Genomic DNA, 23,898 nt, shown 5'->3' with positions numbered 1-23,898 from the left:
TCAAAGGTTCGAGAAAAGACCTCAAAGGTTGCTTTACGCCCTTTGCGAAACCTCCGTGCCCTTAGTGGTTAAAAAAAGCATCGTCAATACAAAACCTTCGAGGTCTAATAGCTCTGTTCCAAAATCAAAGGTTCGAGAAAAGACCTCAAAGGTTACTTTGCGTCCTCTGAGCATCCTCCGTGTCCTCCGTGGTTAAAAAAATGTAAAAAAAACCACTCCCTTTCAGAAGTGGTTTTTGCAGTTTGTTTTTCTAGAATTTCACTCCAAAAGTCAGGTAGAAAGTCCGACCATCAGCAGGCATAATTCCCGGTCCCGGATAACCTCCCGCTCTTCGGGTGAAGTAAGCTTCATCCGTCAGGTTATTTACGCCAGTCTTTAAGCTGTATTTCTTCTTAAGAGTATATCCTGCTGACAGATCCTGAACGGAGTAAGCTGGAACCAAACCCGAAGTGGCGGCTGCATTTGGCTCCACAGAATTTGTTGCATCCGAAAAAGCCTCTCCGATATCACTCAACTGCCAAGTCATGGAGAAATCCTTGAAGCGATAAGTGGCACCGTAACGGTTGATCTTTCGCGGCGCATTTTCCACTCGATTTCCTGCTAGGTTGCTCACAACAATTTCACCATTCGTGATACTTGTTCGCTCAAAATCCTGATACTCCGCATTGACAAAAGCTAGCGAGGAGAAAAGATGGATATAACCAATCGATGAATTGCCGACGAAAGCTGTGATTGGATCAAATTCCACAAAAGCTTCAACTCCCTGACTTACCGAGGTGCCAAGATTGGTACGGAACTGAAAACGAGTTCCATCAGCAGCAGTTTGAGTGATGGTTCCAATTCGGTCTGCATAGTTCAGGTAGAAAAAACTCGCATCGAAGTTCAAGAAATCACCTATGTTTCCACGGTAACCAAGATCAAAATTATAACCTCGGGCATCCTTTAGGTTCGCATCGATCACATCAGTGGTAGCTGGAGGAGTCAAATCTGAAATTAAAACCGGTCGATAAGCCTGAGAAAAATTGGTGTACAATTCCGTCGTTTTCGTCAAATGATATTCTCCACCAAAACCTAGTAAAGCAAAGTTTCGCGTTCGTTGCTCAGGAGTCAAAAGCTGAGGTACGCCATTTACCGTATTCAGGATACCTTTCATGTTGGAAGAAATATTCTCCAATCGAAGACCTGCAGTGAGCAAAAGTTTATCCGTCACATTGAACATGTTTTCTACAAATGCAGCATGGTTCACATTGTCAAAATCCAAATCACGGGGATAGCTGGACTCCACCAAATCAAAATTCATATCAGTACCTGCATTTCCTACACCTTTTTGATTTCGGTCTATATTACCTTTGTAGAATCGGTATCCTGCAACCAGATTATGTTCTTTTCCAAAAAGTGAATATGCAGTGCTTAGCCTCAATTCTGTACCAAAAGTATGGTACAAGTCGCGGTCTACTTGACGGTTTCCCAAATCATCTTCTTGAGTAATTGCGCTCGTAAAACCAACACTATTTCGTTCAGCGATACTTCCAAAGGCTTTCAGATTTAACTTAGTCTTCGGGCTGACGATGTAGTCTGCATTTAGTGAAGGGATAAACCATGGGGTACTGAACCAGTTTCTGGATCGGATGCTTTGACTTGGGTCGGCCGCAAACTGTGCATCGGTTAGACCGCCTGGCTGCTGACTTTCAGTAGTCATATAAGTCATTTCAGTCCCAATTTTCAGTCGATTGCTCACTGCGTAGTTGACCTCAAGATGTGCGTGATCTGTATTGAAGAATCCATTATCACGCCATCCGTTTCCTCTTCTTTTTTGGTAATAGGCAGTGTAGTCCCACTTCCCTTCGGTTCCTCCGATATAGTTGAAGGTGCTAAAAAGTCCATTGCTCCCTACCGTATTGATTGTCTCTGCCGTGAATCGGGTAGATGGATCTGGCTTGCGCAATACAAAATTCAATAATCCTCCAAACTGTGGACCATATTGTAAAGAGGAAGCTCCACGAATGATTTCGATATTTTCCACCACTTCCATTGGAGGAGTGAAATATGCCTCTGGGTAGCCCATTGGATCAGGAGTAATATCATAGCCGTTCATTCGGACGTTGAATTCCCAAGATCTGTTTGGGCTCAATCCTCTTGAAGCCACACCAAGTTGGATTCCAGAACCGTCATTTTCCCAAATGGTAATCCCCGGAGTCCGTCCAAAAATCTGTCGGCTATTATTCATTGCCAGATTGGCGTCAATCTCACCTAAGTGAATGACTTCATTTTTTCTGCCCGCATTGATTCGGAAATCTTCCACTTCAGGAAGACGACCTTGGCCGTTCATTCCGCGGCTAGCCATCAATTCGAACGATTCTAACCAGATATCATCCTCTACCAATACAAAATCAAGGTTTTTGACCGCGTCTTTGCCAATCGAAAAAGACAAACTTTGAGTTTTGAACCCAATCATGCTTGTTTTTAATGCATAGGATCCAACTGGTAAATCTTTGATTACAAAGGCTCCATTTTGATCGGATTGTACTCCTCTCACGGTTCCTTCTACTATGACTGAAACTCCTGGAATAGGCTTCTGCTCTTGATCAAGAATCTTCCCTTGAACTGCATTCCGCTGTGCAAAGACAAAAGAGATTGAAAGCAGATAAAAGAAAATGCTGGAATAAAATAACCTCATATTTACTTGTGTTTATTTAGACTTGATTTAAATAATGATGCAAATCTATTATCTGGATCTATTCTAAACAAGCTTTATTTAGAAAATATCCGATTAAATTTTACTTGCATCCGAGTAAAAAACCAGCCAAAATCAGCATTCTCAGAATAGTACAAAATGGTGAAGGCGGAACACCTATTGGGTAATTTCCGCCTTTTGGTGCAAGTTATAGTTACAACACAACAACCAGCCCGATGCAACATGCAAAATTATCCCGACAGCCGACTATCTGCCAATTGATCTCCTTTATCCCCCGTGAGTTGGTTGATCAAGCAGGGGAGACCTTTAAATCGGATCGCTATTCCAAGACCATGAGCACTTCGAAACAGCTAGTTTTTATGCTCTATAGGGTAATATCAAAAACTAATTCGCTGAATAGCCTGTGTAAGTGCCTGCTGTTTTTGGAAAATAAGCTCAGCTACCTGGGTATTTACAGGCTTCCTGCCAGCAGCACGCTTTCCTATTCAAACTTTAAGCGTTCAAATGAAGTCTTTGGCTACATTTATTATCTGCTTTTAGCCCATCAAAAGAGTGAGATTTCGGAAGGCTATCTGAGTCTGCCCATCAATGGGGAAGTGTCACCTGATCACGTAAAGCTAGTTGACTCCAACACCTTGAGTCTGTTTACCGATGTCTTCAAAGGAGCGGGAAGAAATCCGATATCAGGCAAAAAGAAAGGCGGACTCAAGGCACATGCAGTTCTTCCGCAGGACAATTTGGTGCCTGAATTGGTCAGGCTGACGGCAGACAGCACCAATGATAAAGATTTCCTCGGACAGCTCAAACCTCAAAAAGGCAGTATTTATGTCTTCGACAAGGGCGATGTCAACTACTCGGTCTATAAAAGATAAACAGAAGGCGGAGCATTTTTCGTCATACGGCTCAACGAGAATGCGAATTACGAAATGATCCGTACACTTCGTGAAGATATACATGACTTCCTTTCCGGAGGCACTATTTTAGACCAGCTTGTCATCTTAAAGGCTCCAGGAGAACCACTAAAGGCGCGATTGATCACTTACAAAGATCCATTGACAGGCAAGATATTCAGGTTTCTGAGCAACCTATTTGACATTCAATCTCACACAATCGTATTGCAATACAAGAACCGCTGGGAAATTGAACCCTTCTTTAAAAAAATCAAACAATACCGATAGCGATCGGTATGAGCTGGACTACTTTTTCTTTGACAGCGCAGAAGGGATCAAAACGCAGGTTTGGTTGGTACTAATCGCCAACCTGATCATAAGCGTCATCCATAAAAAGATAAAAGAAGCAGAACAGTTTACCACCTTGGTTTCGATAGCCAAAGCCAACCTGATATCCTATTTTTGTTTTCAGACCATACTAAAAACGAACTGGATCAACACAGAGAAGCGGAATCTAGAAATAGTGCAATTGGATATTTTCAAAATTGAGCAGGGGGGGGGTGTTTTGAGAGAAAAAGAAAAAGCCTCCTAATTCGCTTAAAAACACACTATTTTAGACGATTAGACAGTTACTCCGATGACAGTAATTTTTAATTATTATTAAAACGCAGATTTAATCCCCGCATTAATTAGGAGCGTCGGAAAATGAATACTCAACCATAAAAATCTCATCTCCTTCCAACCAATCCATTTCAAGACTTGCTTGCATCTGTTTAAATGGCGTAAAGAAACTTCTTTGCACCTTTTTATATCCACCTATAATGTTATAGTTGTTAACAGGTCTTCCCCCTTTTTAATAGTGAAATTAGATGATTATTTGAAAAATGAACATATGGGTGAGGCATTGAGATTAAATGATGATCCTCCATAGCATTGTTTAAATTATACTTTTTAAGATGCCAATAAATTGACCTGTGCAAATTGAAACTATAGCAGTAATGGATTTATTGAACTTTTCAGCAACGAAGATCAAGAAAAAGAATTCACAGGAGTACAAGAGGGTCAAGTTTTAGAAATACGTCTTTTTTATACTTTGATTTAATTATTCTTTCTGGATAAGCAGAAAATCGGACAGAAGTTTGTGAGACATAAGCCCCTGAGCTAACATTTTTACGCCACACACTTTTCAACTATCGATAAGCTCTGAAATTTATTTCAAAAAAAATCTTCCCTCCCATCTCCTATTTTTCTCCAAAAAGCATAAAACTATTTCAAAATTATTTTTTAGATCAAAAACACTTAAAGTATATTTTTATATAAGTACCAAATTTTTAATACAATCTTAAGACAATATTAAGATTTACCGAAACCATTGGTCTAATTTTTTACGTAAAACACACCTAAGAATCACCCATTTTAAAGAAGTCTTCAAACTTGGCGTGATTTTGGTTTTAGTATGCATGCATCCTTTTACCAGAATATTGCATCTACCTAATTAGGAAGCGTTTCAAAGACAACAAACCCAAAGAAGAACTTAACTAATAATTTAACACCTAAACCCTCTAAATATGAAAACTCTACAAGTACCACGATGGATGAGAAACTTGATGATGGGAATCATCGCTTTAATCTGGCTAAGCCCAAATGAAGCTCAAGCAACCAATGTTGGTGGAGTTTCATTTCAGGTTTTCTACGATGAATTGATGCCTTATGGAGATTGGGTGAAAGACGGTCGACATGGCTATGTATGGCTACCGGCAGTCTATGAAGATTTCCATCCTTACGGAACTAACGGACATTGGGTAATGACTGGCTACGGCAATACCTGGGTTTCCGATTACGATTGGGGTTGGGCTACTTTCCACTACGGTAGATGGTATTTTGACGACAATTATCAGAGCTGGGCATGGATTCCTGATTACAATTGGGGACCAGCTTGGGTAGACTGGAGATCAGGAGGCGGATATTATGGCTGGGCACCGATGGGGCCTGGATTCTCCATAAATTTTAGAGTGAATATCCCTGCATCTTACTGGTTGTTTGTACCTCAGAGAAGATTCGCCTACGCGAATGTCTATAATTACTATGTCCCTAGAGGCAGAAGAGTTAACATTTATAACAACACAACTATCATTAACAACACAGTTGTATACAACAACAATACATACTATAGTGGTCCAGGTCGAAGAGATGTGGAGCGAGTGACAAACAGATCTTATCCTGAGCGTAGAATAGAGAATAGTAGTACACCTGGAAGAACCGTCGCCTCAAGAAATGCAGTAAGAGCCTACAGACCTGATTTGCAAAGTGCAAGAGGAACCACTACCGGAGCTAGACCTTCTAGAGTACTTTCTTCAGGAGAAAATAGAACACACCCTGATAGAGTAAATAGTAGATCAGAATCTGTATCAGGACGTTCAGCAAGTACTTCCTCAGGATCTGTAAGATCAACAGACAGAGCAAATACTCCAAATCGATCTGAGAATTCAGGTGTAAGATCTACCACTCCTACTTCAAGGGGAGGTAGCTTTGACACAAGACCATCTTCAGGCGCTCAAACCAGAACTTCTACTCCAAGTCGTCAAAGCCAAGGGACTTCTACCAATTCTAGAAGTAGTGAAACCAGATCCTCGACACCTGCTGCAAGACCAGAAAGTAGCACACAAAGTCAGACTAGATCGACTCCGGCTAGAACGCAGAGTCCAGCTTCTACTCAAAGGTCGACTCCATCCAGAACTCAATCTGCTCCGGCGCAGCGTTCGACTCCAAGTAGAACTCAGACTGCTCCTTCAAGGTCGCAGTCTCCGAGTCCAGCAGCAAAGAGCAGCCCAGCTCGTAGTACTCAGACTAGACAAGCACAACCAGCTCCTAGCCGATCTACTCCGCAGGTAAAAAGCTCATCTGAATCAAGAAAAGCTCCAGCCTCTACTTCGAGATCATCATCAGGCAGTTCAACTTCAAGAAGTAGTTCCAGAACGAGAGGGAATAATTAGATTTAAACTAAACCAATTCAAAAGGGTAGCCGACTGGCTACCCTTTTTTTTGCTTTTTAACCGCAGGGAACGTAGAGTTTTTCGCAGAGGACGCGATTATTTTTTTGAGGAAGAAGGGATATTTCTTCCGTGGGGACAATTGGTAGGTAGTCAATGAACTACATGACTGGTTCGACGTTCCGTAGGAACGTTTCGTGAAAAATTCAGTCGTCTCTACAGGACGAGCAACCCCAATCAAAAGACTACGAAGTAGTCAAACCAAGAATAGCCCTGTATGAAATGCGGGGATAAATGAGACGCACAAACACCACGAAAGTGAAGCTGTCGAACAAAAATCTTAAGCATTCCAGGGTTGTTGGGTGTTCTTTCACCAATAGGTTTCACCAATGTCTAATAATGGTAGATCCCTTCATGATCACTATTTCCAATTGAAAATTAGAAAATATTTATCACTCAATCGAAGTCAATTTTGCTTATGGTGAATTTGACTATAGAATTTTAAAGCGATTTCCCTGCTATCTCACCAAATAAAATTCCGAATACGGCTTTTTGTCTATCTTTGTAGCTTGTTTTCAACATCATCGACCTCAGTCGGCCAACCTATTCATACCTTGAGACAATACTTCAACTTATTTAATTTCAGCCAAAAAGTAGACTACAAGACAGAAGTTCTTTCTGGACTGACAGTAGCCATGGCACTTATTCCTGAAGCGGTAGCATTTGCTTTGATCGCGGGACTTTCTCCGCTTACTGGCTTATATGCCGCCTTTATGATGGGACTTGTGACTTCCATTTTGGGAGGACGTCCTGGGATGATCTCGGGAGCTACAGGTGCTATCGCAGTAGTAATTGTGACGCTTGCCGCAACCCATGGTGTAGAATATGTGTTCGCAGCAGTGGTGCTTGCAGGGATTATTCAGATAGCTGCCGGAGCTTTGAAACTTGGAAAACTGATGCGTCTGGTTCCTCACCCTGTGATTTTTGGATTTGTGAATGGACTAGCAATTATCATTTTCATGTCCCAATTGGATCAATTCAAAGGTGGAGATGGCACCTGGTTGACAGGCATGACTCTTTACGTTTTACTTGGATTGGTACTGTTGACTATGTTAATCATTTGGGGTTTACCAAAGTTAACCAAAGCAGTACCTGCATCATTGACAGCTATTCTCGTTGTGTTTGGACTGGTTAGCCTTTTGAACCTCGACACAAAGACGGTAGGAGATATAGCCAGCATTCAAGGTGGCTTCCCTCCTTTTCACCTTCCGTCTGTTCCTTTGACATTAGAAACATTACAGATCATTTTCCCTTATGCAGCTATCGTAGCCGGTGTAGGTTTAATTGAAAGTTTGTTGACATTAAATATCATCGATGAAATCACGGAAACACGCGGACGTGGAAATAAAGAGGCTGTGGCACAAGGAATCGCAAATATGCTTTCAGGTGTATTCTCAGGAATGGGTGGCTGCGCGATGATCGGTCAGAGTTTGATCAATATCTCTTCCGGTGCCAGAGCAAGACTTTCTGGAATTGTGGCAGCAGTGATGCTTTTAGTATTCATCATGTTTGGCTCTAGCCTGATCGAGCAAGTACCAATGGCAGCTCTTACAGGCCTGATGATCATGGTTTCTATTGGCACATTCGAATGGGCCAGTCTTCGCACATTCACCAAAATGCCAAAATCAGATGTTTTCTTGATGGTGCTGGTGACGTTGATTACTGCATTCTTGCACAACTTGGCTTTGGCGGTTTTGATCGGTGTTATTCTAGCAGCTTTGTTTTTCTCTTGGGATAATGCAAAAAGAATCCGAGCTAGAAAGAATGTCGATGCAAATGGCGTGAAGCACTACGAGATGTTTGGTCCACTTTTCTTCGGTTCCATTGCTGCTTTCAATGAGAAATTTGACGTGCTAAATGACCCTAAAGAAGTGATTATAGATTTCCAGGAAAGTCGTGTTGTGGATATGTCTGCTATTGAGGCGTTGAACAAATTGACTGAGCGCTATCATAAAGTCGGTAAAAAAGTACACTTGAAACATCTGAGTCCCGATTGTAAAAAGCTTCTTGCAAATGCAGACGAAATAATTGATGTGAATGTGATCGAAGACCCTACGTATAAATTGGTGGTAGATTAATGTAGGGTATTTTAACCGCAGAGATTCGCGGAGGTTTTCGCAGAGAACACAGCTCGAACTGGCCTCGCCTTCCCGCAGGCAGTCTTGACACATGTCAAACTTTTTAATTAAAGACTAAATTTTAAGTTTTTCCCTCTGCGAAAACCTCTTGCCCTTATTGGTATAAAAGTTTTAGGAACAGTCTCTTAATTGACCAGCGTTCCATTCTTCAAAATATACATCAGCTTCTCTGGATCTTTGCTATTCAGGGTAAGCGTTCCCCGCACCCGTACTCTATTGGAAGTATATTTGATAGGCGAAGCCATATCCACTTCCATCACAGTTTCTGGTCCACCAGAGCCACAAAAGAAGCATTCAGCTAAAGGCAAACTTGAAAGGATGATATGCTCTGGCTTGAACATCCCCTCAAAAGGAATAATGTAACCATCAGCCTCCACTACTTTGCCTTCCATCTTGCTGATGTTATCTGAAAAGACAGGAACATATAGCTCACCGTACTCATCCTCAGAGATTTTATAAGTAACCTCTGAGAGGTTTTTCCAGACATTGGTGCTTTGTGCCAAAAGAGACGCCTGTCCCAGAATCGTCACCAGAACTGCCAAAAGGGCTATTTTTAACTTTTTCATCTGTTTATTATTTGATATTCAAAGGTGCTATGTAATCTCGCAAGCTATAATTATCACAGTATGTGACTTTTGAGTCATGCTCGATTTCATATATTCGGGTATTTAATCAGCCGCTAGTTAAGCCTTTGTCAATTGCTTTGCAATACTTGTTTGATAAGCTGCATAAGCTGGAATAATAGAAGCCAAAACTCCCACCACTAACGCATAAACTACTATCCAAAGTTCTTGCTTGAGAAAAATCCAAGACTGAAGAGACCCAACAACCCCTTGCTCATTCTGCGAAATAATCACCCAAAGAAACGTATGCCCAAGCAAAATCCCGAGAATAGCTCCCAGAAAAGTCAGCATAATTCCTTCTAAGAAAATTAACAATAATAGCTGTCCCCTTGATGCTCCAATCGCACGTAGAATCGCGAGATCGTACTTTCTTTCCTTTAGAGAATTATAAAGCGCAATGAAAATCCCAAGTCCTGAAATCCCTATAATCACCACTGCCAGCCCCTGCAGCAAGGTAATCCCAACGCCCAGCAATTCAAAAAGCCTAGACATCTCAAAAGAAGGCGAAGCAGCTTGCATAGAAGTGCCAGAATTGATTAATCTCGGCAACTGAATCGCTGCCATCGGATTTCTGTATTGGATCAAAAGCGTGGTCAAGTCTCTGGATTCAGCAGATTTCGGAAAGCCGCTGATAGCTACTGATTCCTGAAGATTGATTGCTTGGTGTTCTTCGTAATTCGCTGTAGAATCTGAACTTTCAACTTCTCCTCCTTCATCGTGTGTATACCAAATCGATTCCACACTGGTCAGTATCAGGCGGTCGAGGACATTGCCTTTTCTCTCCAATAGACCAACCACTATGAATTTATTGGCATCATGCTCATGGCTTCCTACGCTGATACCGTGACTTCCGAGGAACTCATCCCCTACTTGATAGCCAGATTTTACTGCAACTTCAGCTCCCAAAACTACCTCAAATGGCTTTTCCCAAAGTTTTCCATCCTGTAGTTTAGCTCCGTACAGCGCTGGATAATCATAGTTTGTACCCACAATCCGAAAGCCTTGGTAATTGTCTCCCAAAGCCATCGGAATGATATTCTTCACCAAGCGATTTCTGGAGAGTTTTTGCGCTTCATCCATCGGGATATTCCCTGTCGGAAAATCAATGTGATAAACTCCTGCAAGAATCAATTGCAAGGGACTTCCCTTAGCTCCTACTACCAAGTCAATCCCAGCAGCATCTTGATTCATCTTTTTCTCGAACTGATCCTGAATAAGAAGCAAAACGGTGATAATAGCCAATCCAAGCGCGAGCAAAAACACATTCAATCCTGTGGAAAGTGGCCTGAATGTCAAATATTTCCAACTGAGTTTAAATAAATTCATAAGGCTTTTACTTCAACAAAATTGGGAACGTGTGCTTTCACACGATGGTCGTGGGTGACAATGATCAGCGCTGCGCCGATTTTGGCTGCTTGAGTTTTCAGAAGTTTGATGACTTTTTCCGTGTTTTCATCATCTAAGCTCGAAGTAGGCTCATCTGCGAGAATCAACTTTGGGCTATTTGCCAATGCCCGAGCAATTGACACGCGCTGAGCTTCTCCTTCACTCAATGTTAATACAGATGATTTAGCTTTCTTACCCAATCCCAATTCCTCCAACAACTGTTCAATATTTTGTCCTTTTTTCTTGCCAAAAAAGTGAGCCATCTGAAGGTTCTCTTTGACATTCAAAGCAGCAAGAAGATGTGGCTTCTGAAAGACTATTCCGATCTCTTTTCCGCGAAATAAATCCAGTTTCTGTCCTTTCATGGCTGCCAAGTTCTGCTCCGCCAACCTCACTTCACCTGTTTCGGGCTTGAGCAATCCTGCAAGCAAATTCAACAGGGTAGTTTTCCCTGAACCTGATTTCCCCAGCACAAGCATACTTTCTCCTGGATGTAGGGTGATATCGGGAAAAGTCAGTGATTGTTGGCCGGGATGACTATATTTTAGATTTCTTGATTCAAAAAGCATAATTAAGTAACTGGAATTTCTACCCTGAAGGTTGTGCCTTTGCCCGAGCTACTATCAAAACTGATCCTTCCTTTCAACACATCCACACATTTTTTCACAATAGAAAGGCCCAAGCCTGATCCCTCTACTACTCCTACATTTTTTGCTCTGAAGAAACGCTCAAAAAGCTGGTTTTGTTCAGCTAAAGGAATTCCAATACCGAGATCAGCTACCGTACCAATCACTTTATTATCTGCGAATTCCATTTTAAAAACCACTTCCTGTCCATCTTTTGAATATTTAACAGCGTTTGAGAGAAGATTTTCGAACACCTGATACATTAGCTCTCTATCAGAGGTAATTACTTTAGGAAGATTAACTAATTCAGATTTGATTTTCACGTCGTTATCCTTGCCTGCATTTACAGTATCTAGCACCTCCTTAACAAAAGCACCCAAAAACATCTTTTTGGGTTTGAACTCGATCTTATCCGCATCCGATTTTCCGAAAAACAGCACGCTAGTCAGCAAACTATTCAAAGCTCTAACTGCGTTTTCGATTTTGAATGTATGCTTAGTGATCTTCGCTTTGAAAGGATGCTCCTTTTCCGCATAGATCTGAAGTAGCTGAGCAGAACTCAAAATGGAAGTCAGCGGGGTTTTAAATCCATGGGAAACATTCAATACTATCCTCGACTTCAATTCATTGATTTCCCGCTCCTTTTCCAATGCTTTGGTAAGCTCTCTATTCGCATTGTAAAGTTCCTCTGTACGCTGCTTTACTTTTTCTTCCAGTTCATTATTGAGCTTATAAAGCTCTTTCTCCTTGCGGTCTTTGTAGATCGCCAGTTCAATCACCATGTTTAGCTCACGGATATTAAACGGCTTGATCACATAAGCACTAGGGTTGGTGCCCACTACCTTATTAAGTGTCTCAGCATCAGAGCTTGCACTCAGATAAACAACTGGAATATCGTATATCTCATTGATGATTTCTGTAGTTTTTATCCCATCCAGTTCACCAGCCAAATTGATATCCATCATCACCATATCGGCGTGATTTGCGGCCAAAATATCCAGTGCTTTTTCCCCTGAATCGGCTATTCCCAGGATTTCGTGTCTGTTTTTCTCTAGCGCGCGCTGAAGCAAAAGAGCTGATACCGGATCATCTTCAACGATGAGGATTTTAAGGCTAAACATAGATCATGAAAAATGTTAAAAATCTAATTTGAATCGAAAATATAAAAAATAAAAGTCTAGTAAGTGGAAATGGAACAATTGCTTCATAAATGCAGACTCATTCAAAATTAAATTTCATTTTCGGAATGCCTAAAGTTAGATTAGACCTTCAGCAATTTTCCCTGTCATCTCACCCTGGAATGCCAGCTTTTGCAAAGAATCATCGAAATCCCTGCATATTGTTATCCTTTTCTTTTGTAGGCGGTCGGTTTATTATATTTTTGTGCCAAACTATAGAAATCGCATCATGAGTGTACTAGTAAATAAAAATTCCAAGGTAATCGTACAAGGATTCACCGGTTCAGAAGGTTCTTTTCACGCACAGCAAATGATCGAATACGGAACTAACGTAGTCGGCGGTGTAACTCCAGGTAAAGGAGGCTCGACTCATTTGGAAAAGCCAGTGTTCAATTCTGTAGAAGAAGCTGTTCAAAAAACTGGTGCAGATACTTCCATCATTTTCGTGCCGCCTGCTTTTGCTGCGGATGCGATCATGGAAGCTGCAGATGCAGGCATCAAAGTAATCATCGCTATCACAGAAGGCATTCCTGTAGCAGATATGATGAAAGCTAAGCCTTATATAATAGAAAGAGGAGCGACACTTATCGGCCCAAACTGCCCAGGTGTAATCACTCCGGGAGAAGCTAAAGTGGGTATTATGCCTGGCTTTGTCTTCAAAAAAGGAAGAATAGGTATCGTATCTAAGTCGGGAACGTTGACTTACGAAGCTGCTGATCAAGTAGCAAAAGCAGGTCTTGGTGTATCTACAGCCATCGGTATCGGTGGAGATCCTATCATCGGAACCTCCACTAAGCAAGCAGTACAAATGCTGATGGAAGATCCGGAGACTGACGCGATCGTGATGATCGGTGAAATCGGAGGAAACTACGAAGCTGAAGCTGCAAAGTGGATCAAAGAAACTGGCAACAAAAAGCCTGTAGTGGGATTCATCGCTGGTCAAACTGCTCCAGCAGGACGCAGAATGGGTCACGCGGGTGCGATCATAGGAGGAGCTGACGATACTGCAGCTGCCAAAATGAGAATCATGAGAGAAAATGGAATTCATGTAGTAGATTCTCCAGCGGAGATCGGAGCTACCATGGCGAAAGCCTTGGGCGTGAATGCTTAAATATTTATAGGGTGTTTGGTGACAGATGCCCGATGCCTGCCCTCATTGGTGGGTTTGAAGCCGCTTCGATTGAGTTCGGGGCGGTTTTTTTTTAAAAAGTAAGTTCACGATTCATCTTAACTCCTCATTCCACTTTCCAATTCGCCGCGGCGAACAAGTTCTTCAATTCTACCAATTTTTAAATTCTCAATTCCTTACCTTTGCCGCTTCACTTCCAAAACTTATGATTTCAGTAGATAATGTGGCTGTCATTCACAGCGGTTCCACACTTTTTAGTAATGTTTCCTTTGCCATCAACGAAACCGACAAGATCGCTCTTATGGGTAAAAACGGTGCAGGGAAATCCACACTTTTAAAGATCATCGCTGGTCAGACAAAGCCGAGTTCTGGTTCTGTTTCGGCTCCAAAAGACTTTGTCGTGGCTTATTTGCCTCAGCACTTGCTTACTTCGGATGATTGCTCAGTGATGGATGAGACGTCCAAAGCTTTCGCCAGCTACCTTTACATGAAGACTGAGATCGAGCGGATCAATGAGGAATTGACCGTGAGAACGGATTACGAATCTGATGAGTACTATAAGCTGATCGAGGATGTTTCGGAATTGAGCGAGAAGTTCTACGCTATCGAGGAAGTGAATTATGAGGCGGAAGTGGAAAAAGTTTTGCTTGGTTTGGGCTTCGAGAGAGCCGATTTGACACGTAATACTTCTGAATTTTCCGGAGGGTGGAGAATGCGAATTGAGCTGGCGAAGATCCTTTTGCAAAAGCCAGATCTGATACTACTCGATGAGCCTACTAACCACTTGGATATTGAGTCTATTCAGTGGCTTGAGGATTTTTTACTGAACAAGGCTAAGGCAGTGGTTGTGATTTCCCACGATAGAGCCTTTGTGGATAATATCACTACGAGAACTATCGAAGTGACCATGGGCCGTATTTACGATTACAAAGCCAAATACAGTCATTACCTAGAGCTAAGAAGAGAACGTCGCGAGCAGCAGCAAAAACAATACGAAGAACAGCAAGCGGTCATTGCAGATATCCAAGGATTTATCGACCGCTTCAAGGGCACGTATTCCAAGACACTTCAGGTACAATCCCGAGTGAAAATGCTGGAGAAAATGGACATCATCGAAGTGGATGAAGTGGACAGCTCTGCTTTGAAACTTCGGTTCCCTACTTCTCCACGATCTGGTAACTATCCTGTCATCGTCGAAGACATGAGTAAAAAATACGATGAGCATGTGGTGTTCAAAAATGCCGCCATGACCATCGAGCGTGGACAGAAAATTTCCTTTGTCGGTAAAAACGGAGAAGGTAAATCCACCATGATCAAGGCGATTATGGGTGAGATAGAATTTGAAGGAAAATGTGAATTGGGACACAATTCCATGATCGGATATTTCGCTCAAAACCAGGCTTCTCTTTTGGATGAGAGCTTGACGATTTTTGAAACGATTGACCACATCGCAGTTGGGGAAGCTCGCACTAAAGTGAAGGATATTTTGGGGGCATTTATGTTCAAAGGCGATGATATCAACAAGAAAGTAAAAGTGCTTTCTGGTGGAGAAAAAACTCGTTTGGCGATGATTAAGCTACTTTTAGAACCAGTGAATTTGCTGATTCTCGATGAGCCGACCAATCACTTGGACATGAAAACCAAGGATATTATCAAAGACGCATTAAAGGCTTTTGATGGGACGTTGATCATCGTATCTCACGATAGAGACTTCTTAGATGGCTTGATAACCAAGGTATTTGAATTCGGGAATAAGCGGGTGAAAGAGCACTTCGAAGACATTAATGGCTTCCTGAGAATTAAGAAGATTGAGAATTTGAAGGAAGTGGAGAGGTAGTTTTTTGTCCGGTGTCGGATGTCGGGTGTCTGATGTCCGGTGTCGGATGTTGGATGTTGGATGTTGGATAAAGCGAACTCCGTTATATAATGATGAGTTGATTATTGTTATGGTTTTTTATTTGGATTCTTCCAGGTGTTGAAAACTGAATAAACAACAATCGAATCACTATCAATTGAATAAACTATTAAAAAAGGAAATTTTCTAATTCTAAATTCACGATATGAGCCCCTCTTTACTTGGTATGATTCAGGAGATTTAGTGATAAAAGCAAAGGCCACTTCAATTGCTTTAAAAAATTTCTCCCCCAAATCCGCACTTGCATCTTCATAATATGAGAAAGCAATTAAAAGATCCCTCCTAGCTTCCTCCTTTATTTCAAAATTCACTTGCGTAATGTTTTCGCCGTTTCTTTCACCTCTTCCCAGGAATAAGAAACTGACTCTCCAGCCAAATGTCTAGCTCTCCTTTCGTCAAGAACTTGATAATCTTCCTCAGTTAAGCCAAACTCATATTTTTCATTCAGGAAGGTAGTTAGCTTTTTATAAACTTCTTCTTTAGGGGCTTCTTCTACTCTATCTACTTCTGCCGATAAAAAAGAAAGTCTTAAATCCTCTTTGTCCTCGTCAGACATTACCATATTACTTACACCAAGTTTCCCTAAAAGCTCAATGATGAATTTCAGCTCCTTTTCGTTTTTAGGGTTTAAAATAATAGAGTCCATGATGAGATTTTTTGAAGGGGAATATTCCTAGCTCAATTTACGGAAATCTTCCCCTAATGATCAAAACAGCCTAAAACAAAAAACGGCAGTCCTTAAACTACAGTTTTTTTTTCTAAACATCGGTCATCTGACATCCTACACAAAACTTCCTTACACCCCAAATACTCTTGGAAGCCAAAGGGTGATCTCAGGAAAAAGCATAATCAGGATCAACGCCAAGACCATTGCAGCATAGAATGGCAGTAAAGGCTTCATGATTTTCTGTATTGTTGTATTTGCCACCCCAACACCTATAAAAAGAATGGAGCCTACTGGCGGAGTACACAGACCTATACAAAGATTCAGTACCATCATAATACCAAAGTGAACTGGATCCACTCCAAGTGCTGTCACAACTGGCAAGAATATCGGAGTAAAAATCAACACCGCAGGAGTCATATCCATAAAAATCCCCACAAAGAGCAACAGTAGATTAATCATAATCAGAATCACAAAGATATTGTCACTCAATCCCAAAAGGGCATTAGAGATGTTTTGAGGGATGTCCTCGCTCGACATCACCCAAGACATCGCCATAGAAGTTGCGATCAAAAGCATCACGACAGCTGTAGTCTCAGCAGCTTTCAATAATACGGATGGCAAATCTTTTACTTTCAGCTCTTGGTAGATCAATGATAAAACCAAGGAATAAACAACGGCAATAGCCGAAGCTTCTGTGGCTGTAAATACACCTCCGATAATTCCTCCGATCACCACAATCAATAAGAATAAACTCGGTACTGCTTGCCAGAATGTCTTCAAAATCAATTTAAAAGAAGATCCTTCACCCGCTGGAAGCTTATGGATTCTCACCATTATCGCCGCTGTCATCATCAACAACCCCCCGACCAGCAATCCAGGCAAATATCCCGCAACGAATAGTGCCGCAACAGAAACTCCACCAGATGCAAGTGAATAAACGATCAAGACATTGGATGGAGGAATGATCAATCCAGTGGTAGAAGAAGTGATATTCACTGCAGCACCCAACTCTTTAGGATAACCTTCTTTTTCCATTCTTTTCCCCAAAATACCTCCCATAGAAGATGCAGCAGCTACCGCTGACCCTGCAATCGCTCCCATTAGCATGGCTGCAATGATGTTCACATGTAGCAAGCCGCCTCTCATTCTACCTGTGAGTGCTTTTGCAAATTCGATCAGACGATTGGCGATCCCTCCCCGATTCATCAATTCCCCTGCGAGAATAAAAAATGGAATTGCCAAAAGGGAAAAACTATCTAATCCAGTCCCCATACGCTGTGCGATGGTTGTTATTGCAGGCATAGTTTGCACTGTCACCATCAAAGTCAGCATGCTGGAAATCCCAAGACTCCAAGCCACCGGCACTCCTATACCTATCAAGAACAAAAAGGAAATTACTAGTATTAATACGCTCAAAATCTCCATTACACAGCAGATTTAACAGTTGTTAAAAATTTAATTGCGACTAACTGGTAGTAAATCACCAATAGCCCGCTAAAAGGAATGATTCCGTAGATATATGCTAAAGGAATCTGCAGCACTGCTGATCTCTGCTCCAAAATAAAAGTAAGGTAAACCAAGTTTGAACCACCAATCACCATTACTACAAGTGCGAAGATCAAAATACAGCAGTTTATCAAAATCATTAATTTATCCTGTGCTTTTTCCGCTAGTTTGGTGAGGAGAATATCAATCGCTAAATGCTCATTTTTACCGGCGACATATGCAGCCCCAAGCATTCCTACCCAGATCAACATATAGCGTGAAAGCTCATCTGTAAACGAACTTGGGCTTTGAAAAACATAGCGAGAAACCACCTGCCACGTCACATTGAGCACCATGAGTGCCATCAAGACGACCAGAAAATTGCCAATCCATTTATCCAGATTTAGCTTGGAATAGGGTGAAAACATAGGGTTGATAAGTTGGGTTGATAGTTACTTTACTGCGCGGATTTCCTCCACGATTTTGTAGATTTCTGGCTGCTGAATTTTGAGGTCTGAATACATGGGCTCGACAGCGTCTCGAAATGGCTGCTTATCAGGGTAGGTGATAGTCACTCCAGCCTTTCTCAGTTCATTCAAAGAATCCTCTGTAGCCTCTGCCCAAATTTTATATTCATACGTGGCAGACTCATCAGCTGCCTCTTGCAGCCACTGTTGCTCCTGCTCATTCAAGCTTTCCCATACCTTGGTACTTACGATCATCACATCCGGCAAAGCCGTATGCTCATCTAAGCTATAGAACTTACATACTTCGTAGTGCTTTGAGGTATACAGACTCGGTGCGTTATTCTCTGCTCCATCCACAATTCCCTGTTGCAAAGCAGTGTATAGCTCTCCAAACGAAACAGGGGTAGGGGAACCGCCTAAGCTTTTCACCATATTTGAGGCTGTGTTACTTTCCATCACCCGGACCTTCAGGCCCTCAAGATCCGACGGAGTCTCTATAGATTTGTCCTTGGTATAAAAGCTTCTTTTCCCAGAGTCATAGTAGCAAAGACCTCGTAAAAGGTACTTTTGAGGATCAAGTAAAAGCTTTTTGCCGATTTCACCCTGCAATACACTCAGCTGGTGCGCGTCGTCTCTAAATAAATAGGGCATCCCAAACACTTGCATAGTAGGAGCAAATCCTTCCAAAGCAGCTGAAGATACCTTAGTCATTCCCAAGCTTCCAATTTGCAGAAGTTCCACCAGCTCACGCTCACTTCCCAATTGCTGATTTGGGTATATTTTCACAATCATTTTCCCTCCTGATTTCTCCTCTACTTTTTTGGCTAAAAAGAGCATAGCCTCATGCACTGGATGTGTGATACCAAGACCGTGGCCGAGCTTTATAATTCGCTTATCGCCTGTGGCCTGACAGGAAAAAAAGAGGGTCATTACAACGCAAAAAGAAAGGATTTGAAGTTTTTTGATTTTCATCTGTTTATTTTTTGTTTTTCAATTGTCAGATGGAATCTCGCAATGTTATCCCGATAGTTATCGGGACATTCCAATGTATGACGTGCTTCGTCATGCTCGATTTCATGGGTTTATTGAACATAAAATATACTACACAATATTAAGTTTTTCTAAGCGGATATGTAAGGTCGATTTACGGAAACGATTTAGACCGTAGGATAAATGTCACTACTAGTCCAATGGAGAGTAACCCTCCTTTTTCTCTTCCAGCATACTAATATCATATGCCCTATTTTGATAAAATCGTGTTTCGATTTCTACACTCTTCGCAATAGTTTTAATATCTACAAATGATTTTCGTTATTGCTTGACAATTACTTACTCCGCGCAATCGATTGCTCAATCTAATGAATAATCCCAATGAACCATATAACATTACAAATTCATCCTAAGGACAATGTTTTGGTCGCTTTACAAGACCTAGAAGCAGGAGAAATATTTGAGCATAACGGATTAAAAATCACTCTCAAAGACAGCATTCCTGCAAAACATAAGTTTGCAATCAATGAGTTGAATAAGGGCGATCAGGTCTTTATGTATGGGGGAATTGTAGGTAAAGCTCTTTCAATGATCCCGTCAGGCGGTGTCCTTAGTACTCAAAATGTGACACACGAAGCGGAGGATTTTGGTAAAAAAATAGGGGAATACCAGTGGGATGCTCCAGATATCAGCAAGTTTAAAGACAAGACTTTTATGGGTTTTCACAGACCGGATGGTCAGGTGGGAACGGGAAATTATTGGTTGGTAATCCCTATGGTTTTCTGCGAAAATAGAAATGTAGATATCATCAAAGATGCTTTCCTCGAAGAACTTGGCTTCGGCAAGCCAAATCCATTTAAGAAAATGGTAAGAGAAATGGCCAATCTATACAAGTCAGGTCAAACCACTTCCTTCGATACGGTTTCGGTAGAGACACTAGTAGAAAAAACCGAAGAACGCCTTTTTGAAAATATTGACGGAATTAAGTTCCTAAATCACCAAGTAGGTTGCGGAGGCACAAGAACAGATTCTCAGGCACTTTGCGCACTCATAGCTGGCTATATCAACAATCCGAATGTTGCGGGAGCCACCATCTTGAGTTTGGGTTGCCAAAATGCGCAGTCTTCTTACATGGAGGATAAGCTACGAAAAATCAATCCTGACTTCAAAAAGCCTCTCATCATTCTGGAGCAGCAAGTAGAAGGAACTGAGCAGCAATTGCTAACTAGGGCTATTAAAGAAACATTTATAGGTATGGCAGAAGCCAATACACAAACCCGTCAACCTGCTCCCTTGAGCAAATTGGTCGTCGGTTTGGAATGCGGTGGTTCTGATGGATTCTCCGGAATCTCCGCAAACCCGGCTGTAGGATATGCCGCAGATTTGGTGGTAGCCTTGGGCGGAATAGCGATTTTATCCGAATTCCCCGAGCTTTGCGGCGTAGAGCAAGAATTGATCAACCGCTGCGTTTCTGATGAAAAAGCAGAGCGCTTTTCAACTTTGATGCGTCTCTATGCAGCTGCGGCAGAGGCATCAGGTTCTGGTTTTGATATGAATCCAAGCCCCGGAAACATTAAAGACGGACTGATCACTGACGCCATGAAGTCTTCCGGCGCTGCCAAAAAAGGAGGAACTTCCCCAGTAACTGATGTGCTGGACTATGGCGAATATGTAAACACGCCAGGTCTGACTTTACTTTGCACTCCTGGAAATGATGTAGAAAGCACCACTGCCATGGCAGGAGCAGGAGCAAATATGATTCTTTTCACTACTGGCCTAGGCACTCCTACCGGAAATCCCGTGACACCTGTGATAAAGGTTTCCTCTAATCACAAACTAACCGAACGCATGCCCGACATCATCGATATCAATACGGGTTTTGTGATCTCGGGCGAAAAAAACATCCAGCAGATGGGGGAAGAAATCCTGGAGAAAGTAATCAAGATTGCTAGCGGTGAAGAGAAATCCAAAGCAATGATACTCGGGCAAGATGACTTTATACCTTGGAAAAGAGGCGTTTCGCTTTAACCATGATCTATAAAAGGAAGCTCGACTTCCTTTTCAAGTTCTGAAGATTTATAAATGGCTCGGATCAGCTCAACTGATTTTCGGGCCATATTTCCTTCTACTATTACAGGCTCATTTGTCTCGATAGCATTCAAATAATGCTCCCATTGTGCTTTGTGAAGTGCATGCCCAATTGCCATAGGATCGGCTGCTCCTGAACCTGCGCTGGTATCAGCGATAATTGGTTCAGGTTCTTCTCCCTCAATACTCCATTGAACCAGTTTTCCAGCTTCCAAAACAGCACTGCCATTTTTCCCAAAAATCTCCAGACGCTCAGGCAACCCTGGATACAATGCCGTAGAAGCTGTAATATTCCCCAACGCTTTATTTTCAAAAGTCACCAATGCAGCCCCCAAATCTTCGCCTTCAATAGGATGAAGAGCGGTTTTAACTTTTGCGAAAACTGACTTCACATCCCCCATCAAGTCTAGCAAAAGATCGACTGTGTGAATGCCCTGATTCATAAAAGCTCCTCCACCATCTCCCTCCAGCGTGCCTTTCCAAGGACTATTGCTGTAATATTCTGGAGCTCTGTACCAATTCACATGCGCATTTCCCATCAGAAGCTTTCCGAATTTTCCATCTTTTACCGCAGCCTTGAGCTTTATATAATCAGCCGAAAACCTGTTTTGAAAAATAACTCCAAGCTTAACTCCATTTTCCTCGCAGGCTTCAATCAACTGATCCGCTCTGTGGAGGTTTATTTCAATTGGCTTCTCTATCAGCAAATGCTTTCCAGCTTTTGCTGCCAACAATCCAGCTTCTAGGTGATGCCCGCTAGCCGTGCAAATGCAGACAATATCGAGTTCGGGATGGGTCAAAAAAGCGGAGATGTCAGAGTAAGCATCAATTCCAAATTTCTCCTGAGCGGCTTTTGCTCTTTCGGATGAACTGCTGCAAAGTGCAACCAATTCAGCATTTTCAATCTCACTGATTGCATCTGCATGCTTTCCAGTGATCGCACCAGTGCCTACTATTCCTATTTTTAGTTGCCTCATAATTTCAATTCATTTTGCAGTTCCGCCCAGAGTTTCTCTGCGATCGGCACTCCATTTTTTAGGTTTTTATTTCGGGTTTCTAACGTTTTTTCTCCAGGATATCGAACTGATTTATCGCCAAAAGTTGCTGAGCTTTTCAGGTCTTCTATCAATGCGTCTGACTTAGCTTCTATCCAGTCTGTGAGTTTGAGTTTGGTTGGGTCAAAGCAAAGGAATACCTGCGAAACAGCACTTTCATGACCAGATTTTCCGACTTCAAAAGAAGCATTTCCCCCAGAAAGAACCGCTGAAAGTAAATCCAAAACCATGCTCAGCCCTGAGCCTTTCCATAATCCAATCGGTAATCCCAGAAGATTGTCGATCACAGCTCCCGGATCTTTGGTCAGATTTCCATCCTCATCAAAACCTGCGTCATAAGGCATTTGCTCACCTTTGTCTTTGGCAATACTCAACTTCCCATAAGCAAACTGGGTAAAAGCCATATCCAAAACCACAGCTCCCTTTGCTCTGGGAATCGCGATCACAAGTGGATTATTACCAATTTTCGGTTCACTGCCACCCCAGGCTGGCATATTGGGAATCGTATTGGTGAAGCAAATCCCGATGCATCCTGCCTCTACTGCTTGCCAACCGAAGTTCCCGCCACGCATCCAATGATTGGTGTTTTGCAAAGTGACGCAGCTAATCCCAAATTCTTTGGAGAGCTGAATCGCCCGATTCATGGCAAATTCTGCATTTAAATTCCCCACTCCTCCCTGACCATCCCAGCGCTCAAACATCCCAAGTTGACTTAATGCGACAGGCTCCTTGTCAGGTTTAACCAATCCTTTTTTTATAAAATCCAGAAATAGAAAAAACCGATTTGCACCATGAGAGCGCACACCATCAAGATCGGCTTTTGCAAAAAGCAGCCCACATCGCTGTGCCCTTTCTTCTGTAAATCCATGGGTAAGTAGTATTTCTTTCAGCGTTGTGCTGATTTGCTCAAAAGGAATTTGAAGATCAATCATTAATAAAAGAATTCTAAAACGTGATATCCCCTAAGATAAAATCTACCATCCACTTTTGCCTGATTAGTGAAAAACTATTTCGCAATACTGTCAGAATGCAGAAGTATTTTACTCTGATCCCCTTCATTTTCAGAATCAAGAAAACAAATCAGATCATAGGTATGGCTCGTTTGCATAATTGCAGCGCCAATCCCCAAGGATCTTTCACCATTATCAAATGAGATCCATCTGGCAAAATATCATCAGAAATCAACTTAGCTCCAGCTTCTACCAGACGGTCTCTGTCCGCATTTGGATCCGCGGATACCAATGCTAGATGTACTGCCAAGGGGTGTAGATTAGCAAAGTCTAATGTTTCACCTTTTGGGTTTGAATAAATTTCTAGCATCACCGTACCGCTATCATCCGCCAAGAAGGTCATATAAGGTGGCTCAATCATTTTCTTGACCACTTTCAACCCAAGATGCTCCTCGTACCAACGAGATGCGGCTGTTGCATTGCTCACATTGAGCGCAAAATGTTCAAATTTCATAGGCTTTTTTAGACAATCGATTGTATGATTATAAATTTTGATATGAAATAAA

Annotated in this window: 21 protein-coding genes; 8 read left to right on the top strand and 13 right to left on the bottom strand. The window is 42.0% G+C overall.

The window, feature by feature from the left end; translation table 11 throughout:
• Positions 1 to 250: 250 nt before the first annotated feature.
• On the bottom strand, positions 251 to 2,677 hold the full coding sequence (locus BVH04_RS16815) for a TonB-dependent receptor (RefSeq protein ID WP_086542630.1): 2,427 nt from the start codon (positions 2,675 to 2,677) through the stop codon (positions 251 to 253).
• A gap of 233 nt (positions 2,678 to 2,910) precedes the next feature.
• On the opposite strand from BVH04_RS16815, the gene BVH04_RS16810 reads away from it, so the two are divergent.
• From BVH04_RS16810 to BVH04_RS16790, 5 genes are all read left to right on the top strand, one after another.
• On the top strand, positions 2,911 to 3,567 hold the full coding sequence (locus tag BVH04_RS16810; protein ID WP_086542629.1) for a DUF4372 domain-containing protein: 657 nt from the start codon (positions 2,911 to 2,913) through the stop codon (positions 3,565 to 3,567).
• A 54-nt stretch (positions 3,568 to 3,621) separates the two neighbouring features.
• Entirely contained in the window at positions 3,622 to 3,873 is a 252-nt protein-coding gene (locus tag BVH04_RS26685; RefSeq protein WP_394335236.1) for a transposase, read from the top strand.
• Positions 3,836 to 4,177: a hypothetical protein gene (locus BVH04_RS16800; RefSeq protein WP_086542627.1), complete on the top strand. Its 342-nt coding sequence runs from the start codon at positions 3,836 to 3,838 to the stop codon at positions 4,175 to 4,177. Before BVH04_RS26685 ends, BVH04_RS16800 begins: the two co-directional genes overlap by 38 nt.
• Positions 4,178 to 5,153: 976 nt before the next feature.
• Complete coding sequence (locus BVH04_RS16795; RefSeq protein WP_086542626.1) at positions 5,154 to 6,578, top strand: DUF6600 domain-containing protein; 1,425 nt, start codon at positions 5,154 to 5,156, stop codon at positions 6,576 to 6,578.
• Positions 6,579 to 7,189: 611 nt separating this feature from the next.
• Entirely contained in the window at positions 7,190 to 8,713 is a 1,524-nt protein-coding gene (locus BVH04_RS16790; protein ID WP_086542636.1) for a SulP family inorganic anion transporter, read from the top strand.
• Positions 8,714 to 8,898: 185 nt separating this feature from the next.
• Here BVH04_RS16790 and BVH04_RS16785 read toward each other — a convergent pair whose 3' ends face one another.
• From BVH04_RS16785 to BVH04_RS16770, 4 genes are all read right to left on the bottom strand, one after another.
• Positions 8,899 to 9,339 carry a hypothetical protein gene (locus BVH04_RS16785; protein WP_086542625.1) on the bottom strand — a complete coding sequence of 147 codons (441 nt, stop codon included), beginning with the start codon at positions 9,337 to 9,339 and terminating at the stop codon, positions 8,899 to 8,901.
• Between the two features lie 117 nt (positions 9,340 to 9,456).
• Positions 9,457 to 10,722, bottom strand: a complete 1,266-nt coding sequence (locus BVH04_RS16780) for an ABC transporter permease (protein ID WP_086542624.1) — start codon at positions 10,720 to 10,722, stop codon at positions 9,457 to 9,459.
• Complete coding sequence (locus BVH04_RS16775) at positions 10,719 to 11,351, bottom strand: ABC transporter ATP-binding protein (RefSeq protein WP_086542623.1); 633 nt, start codon at positions 11,349 to 11,351, stop codon at positions 10,719 to 10,721. The genes BVH04_RS16780 and BVH04_RS16775 overlap by 4 nt, the downstream gene beginning before the upstream one ends.
• A gap of 2 nt (positions 11,352 to 11,353) precedes the next feature.
• Positions 11,354 to 12,529, bottom strand: coding sequence for a hybrid sensor histidine kinase/response regulator (locus BVH04_RS16770; protein ID WP_086542622.1), 1,176 nt, complete (start codon positions 12,527 to 12,529; stop codon positions 11,354 to 11,356).
• Between the two features lie 286 nt (positions 12,530 to 12,815).
• Between BVH04_RS16770 and sucD the strand changes: the two genes are divergently transcribed.
• Together sucD and BVH04_RS16760 are read left to right on the top strand one after the other, a co-directional pair.
• Positions 12,816 to 13,697 (top strand): succinate--CoA ligase subunit alpha, encoded by an 882-nt coding sequence (gene sucD, locus BVH04_RS16765; protein WP_086542621.1) that lies wholly within the window; start codon positions 12,816 to 12,818, stop codon positions 13,695 to 13,697.
• 223 nt (positions 13,698 to 13,920) lie between these two features.
• Positions 13,921 to 15,552 carry an ABC-F family ATP-binding cassette domain-containing protein gene (locus BVH04_RS16760; protein WP_086542620.1) on the top strand — a complete coding sequence of 544 codons (1,632 nt, stop codon included), beginning with the start codon at positions 13,921 to 13,923 and terminating at the stop codon, positions 15,550 to 15,552.
• 107 nt (positions 15,553 to 15,659) lie between these two features.
• Here the strand turns inward: BVH04_RS16760 and BVH04_RS16755 are convergent, their stop codons facing one another.
• The 5 genes from BVH04_RS16755 to BVH04_RS16735 form a co-directional block, all read right to left on the bottom strand.
• On the bottom strand, positions 15,660 to 15,941 hold the full coding sequence (locus BVH04_RS16755) for a type II toxin-antitoxin system RelE/ParE family toxin (protein WP_169714451.1): 282 nt from the start codon (positions 15,939 to 15,941) through the stop codon (positions 15,660 to 15,662).
• Entirely contained in the window at positions 15,938 to 16,276 is a 339-nt protein-coding gene (locus BVH04_RS16750) for a hypothetical protein (protein WP_086542618.1), read from the bottom strand. The genes BVH04_RS16755 and BVH04_RS16750 overlap by 4 nt, the downstream gene beginning before the upstream one ends.
• Positions 16,277 to 16,426: 150 nt before the next feature.
• Positions 16,427 to 17,722, bottom strand: a complete 1,296-nt coding sequence (locus tag BVH04_RS16745; RefSeq protein WP_086542617.1) for a TRAP transporter large permease — start codon at positions 17,720 to 17,722, stop codon at positions 16,427 to 16,429.
• Positions 17,722 to 18,210: a TRAP transporter small permease gene (locus BVH04_RS16740; protein ID WP_086542616.1), complete on the bottom strand. Its 489-nt coding sequence runs from the start codon at positions 18,208 to 18,210 to the stop codon at positions 17,722 to 17,724. Before BVH04_RS16740 ends, BVH04_RS16745 begins: the two co-directional genes overlap by 1 nt.
• 24 nt (positions 18,211 to 18,234) lie before the next feature.
• Positions 18,235 to 19,221, bottom strand: coding sequence for a TRAP transporter substrate-binding protein (locus BVH04_RS16735; RefSeq protein ID WP_394335235.1), 987 nt, complete (start codon positions 19,219 to 19,221; stop codon positions 18,235 to 18,237).
• 399 nt (positions 19,222 to 19,620) lie between these two features.
• Between BVH04_RS16735 and BVH04_RS16730 the strand changes: the two genes are divergently transcribed.
• A complete protein-coding gene (locus tag BVH04_RS16730; RefSeq protein WP_086542615.1) occupies positions 19,621 to 21,267 on the top strand; it encodes a UxaA family hydrolase in 1,647 nt (548 codons plus the stop codon).
• Here BVH04_RS16730 and BVH04_RS16725 read toward each other — a convergent pair.
• The 3 genes from BVH04_RS16725 to BVH04_RS16715 form a co-directional block, all read right to left on the bottom strand.
• On the bottom strand, positions 21,264 to 22,304 hold the full coding sequence (locus BVH04_RS16725) for a Gfo/Idh/MocA family protein (protein WP_086542614.1): 1,041 nt from the start codon (positions 22,302 to 22,304) through the stop codon (positions 21,264 to 21,266). The genes BVH04_RS16730 and BVH04_RS16725 overlap by 4 nt on opposite strands.
• Positions 22,301 to 23,314: a 3-dehydro-L-gulonate 2-dehydrogenase gene (gene yiaK / locus BVH04_RS16720; protein WP_086542613.1), complete on the bottom strand. Its 1,014-nt coding sequence runs from the start codon at positions 23,312 to 23,314 to the stop codon at positions 22,301 to 22,303. Before yiaK ends, BVH04_RS16725 begins: the two co-directional genes overlap by 4 nt.
• A gap of 148 nt (positions 23,315 to 23,462) precedes the next feature.
• On the bottom strand, positions 23,463 to 23,846 hold the full coding sequence (locus BVH04_RS16715; protein WP_086542612.1) for a VOC family protein: 384 nt from the start codon (positions 23,844 to 23,846) through the stop codon (positions 23,463 to 23,465).
• Between the last annotated feature and the right edge of the window lie 52 nt (positions 23,847 to 23,898).

This window comes from Algoriphagus antarcticus, from assembly GCF_002150685.1.
GTDB classification, from domain to species: domain Bacteria; phylum Bacteroidota; class Bacteroidia; order Cytophagales; family Cyclobacteriaceae; genus Algoriphagus; species Algoriphagus antarcticus.
This window is presented reverse-complemented; position numbering and strand designations above follow the sequence as displayed.

Excerpts from the sequence above, each read along its gene's own strand:
- BVH04_RS26685 (WP_394335236.1), top strand. The coding sequence starts at position 3,622 with ATGATCCGTACACTTCGTGAAGATATACATGACTTCCTTTCCGGAGGC.
- BVH04_RS16750 (WP_086542618.1), bottom strand. The coding sequence starts at position 16,276 with ATGGACTCTATTATTTTAAACCCTAAAAACGAAAAGGAGCTGAAATTC.
- BVH04_RS16785 (WP_086542625.1), bottom strand. The coding sequence starts at position 9,339 with ATGAAAAAGTTAAAAATAGCCCTTTTGGCAGTTCTGGTGACGATTCTG.
- sucD (WP_086542621.1), top strand. The coding sequence starts at position 12,816 with ATGAGTGTACTAGTAAATAAAAATTCCAAGGTAATCGTACAAGGATTC.
- BVH04_RS16810 (WP_086542629.1), top strand. The coding sequence starts at position 2,911 with ATGCAACATGCAAAATTATCCCGACAGCCGACTATCTGCCAATTGATC.
- BVH04_RS16815 (WP_086542630.1), bottom strand. The coding sequence starts at position 2,677 with ATGAGGTTATTTTATTCCAGCATTTTCTTTTATCTGCTTTCAATCTCT.
- BVH04_RS16715 (WP_086542612.1), bottom strand. The coding sequence starts at position 23,846 with ATGAAATTTGAACATTTTGCGCTCAATGTGAGCAATGCAACAGCCGCA.
- yiaK (WP_086542613.1), bottom strand. The coding sequence starts at position 23,314 with ATGATTGATCTTCAAATTCCTTTTGAGCAAATCAGCACAACGCTGAAA.
- BVH04_RS16780 (WP_086542624.1), bottom strand. The coding sequence starts at position 10,722 with ATGAATTTATTTAAACTCAGTTGGAAATATTTGACATTCAGGCCACTT.
- BVH04_RS16760 (WP_086542620.1), top strand. The coding sequence starts at position 13,921 with ATGATTTCAGTAGATAATGTGGCTGTCATTCACAGCGGTTCCACACTT.
- BVH04_RS16770 (WP_086542622.1), bottom strand. The coding sequence starts at position 12,529 with ATGTTTAGCCTTAAAATCCTCATCGTTGAAGATGATCCGGTATCAGCT.
- BVH04_RS16730 (WP_086542615.1), top strand. The coding sequence starts at position 19,621 with ATGAACCATATAACATTACAAATTCATCCTAAGGACAATGTTTTGGTC.
- BVH04_RS16745 (WP_086542617.1), bottom strand. The coding sequence starts at position 17,722 with ATGGAGATTTTGAGCGTATTAATACTAGTAATTTCCTTTTTGTTCTTG.
- BVH04_RS16725 (WP_086542614.1), bottom strand. The coding sequence starts at position 22,304 with ATGAGGCAACTAAAAATAGGAATAGTAGGCACTGGTGCGATCACTGGA.
- BVH04_RS16735 (WP_394335235.1), bottom strand. The coding sequence starts at position 19,221 with ATGAAAATCAAAAAACTTCAAATCCTTTCTTTTTGCGTTGTAATGACC.
- BVH04_RS16795 (WP_086542626.1), top strand. The coding sequence starts at position 5,154 with ATGAAAACTCTACAAGTACCACGATGGATGAGAAACTTGATGATGGGA.
- BVH04_RS16740 (WP_086542616.1), bottom strand. The coding sequence starts at position 18,210 with ATGTTTTCACCCTATTCCAAGCTAAATCTGGATAAATGGATTGGCAAT.
- BVH04_RS16775 (WP_086542623.1), bottom strand. The coding sequence starts at position 11,351 with ATGCTTTTTGAATCAAGAAATCTAAAATATAGTCATCCCGGCCAACAA.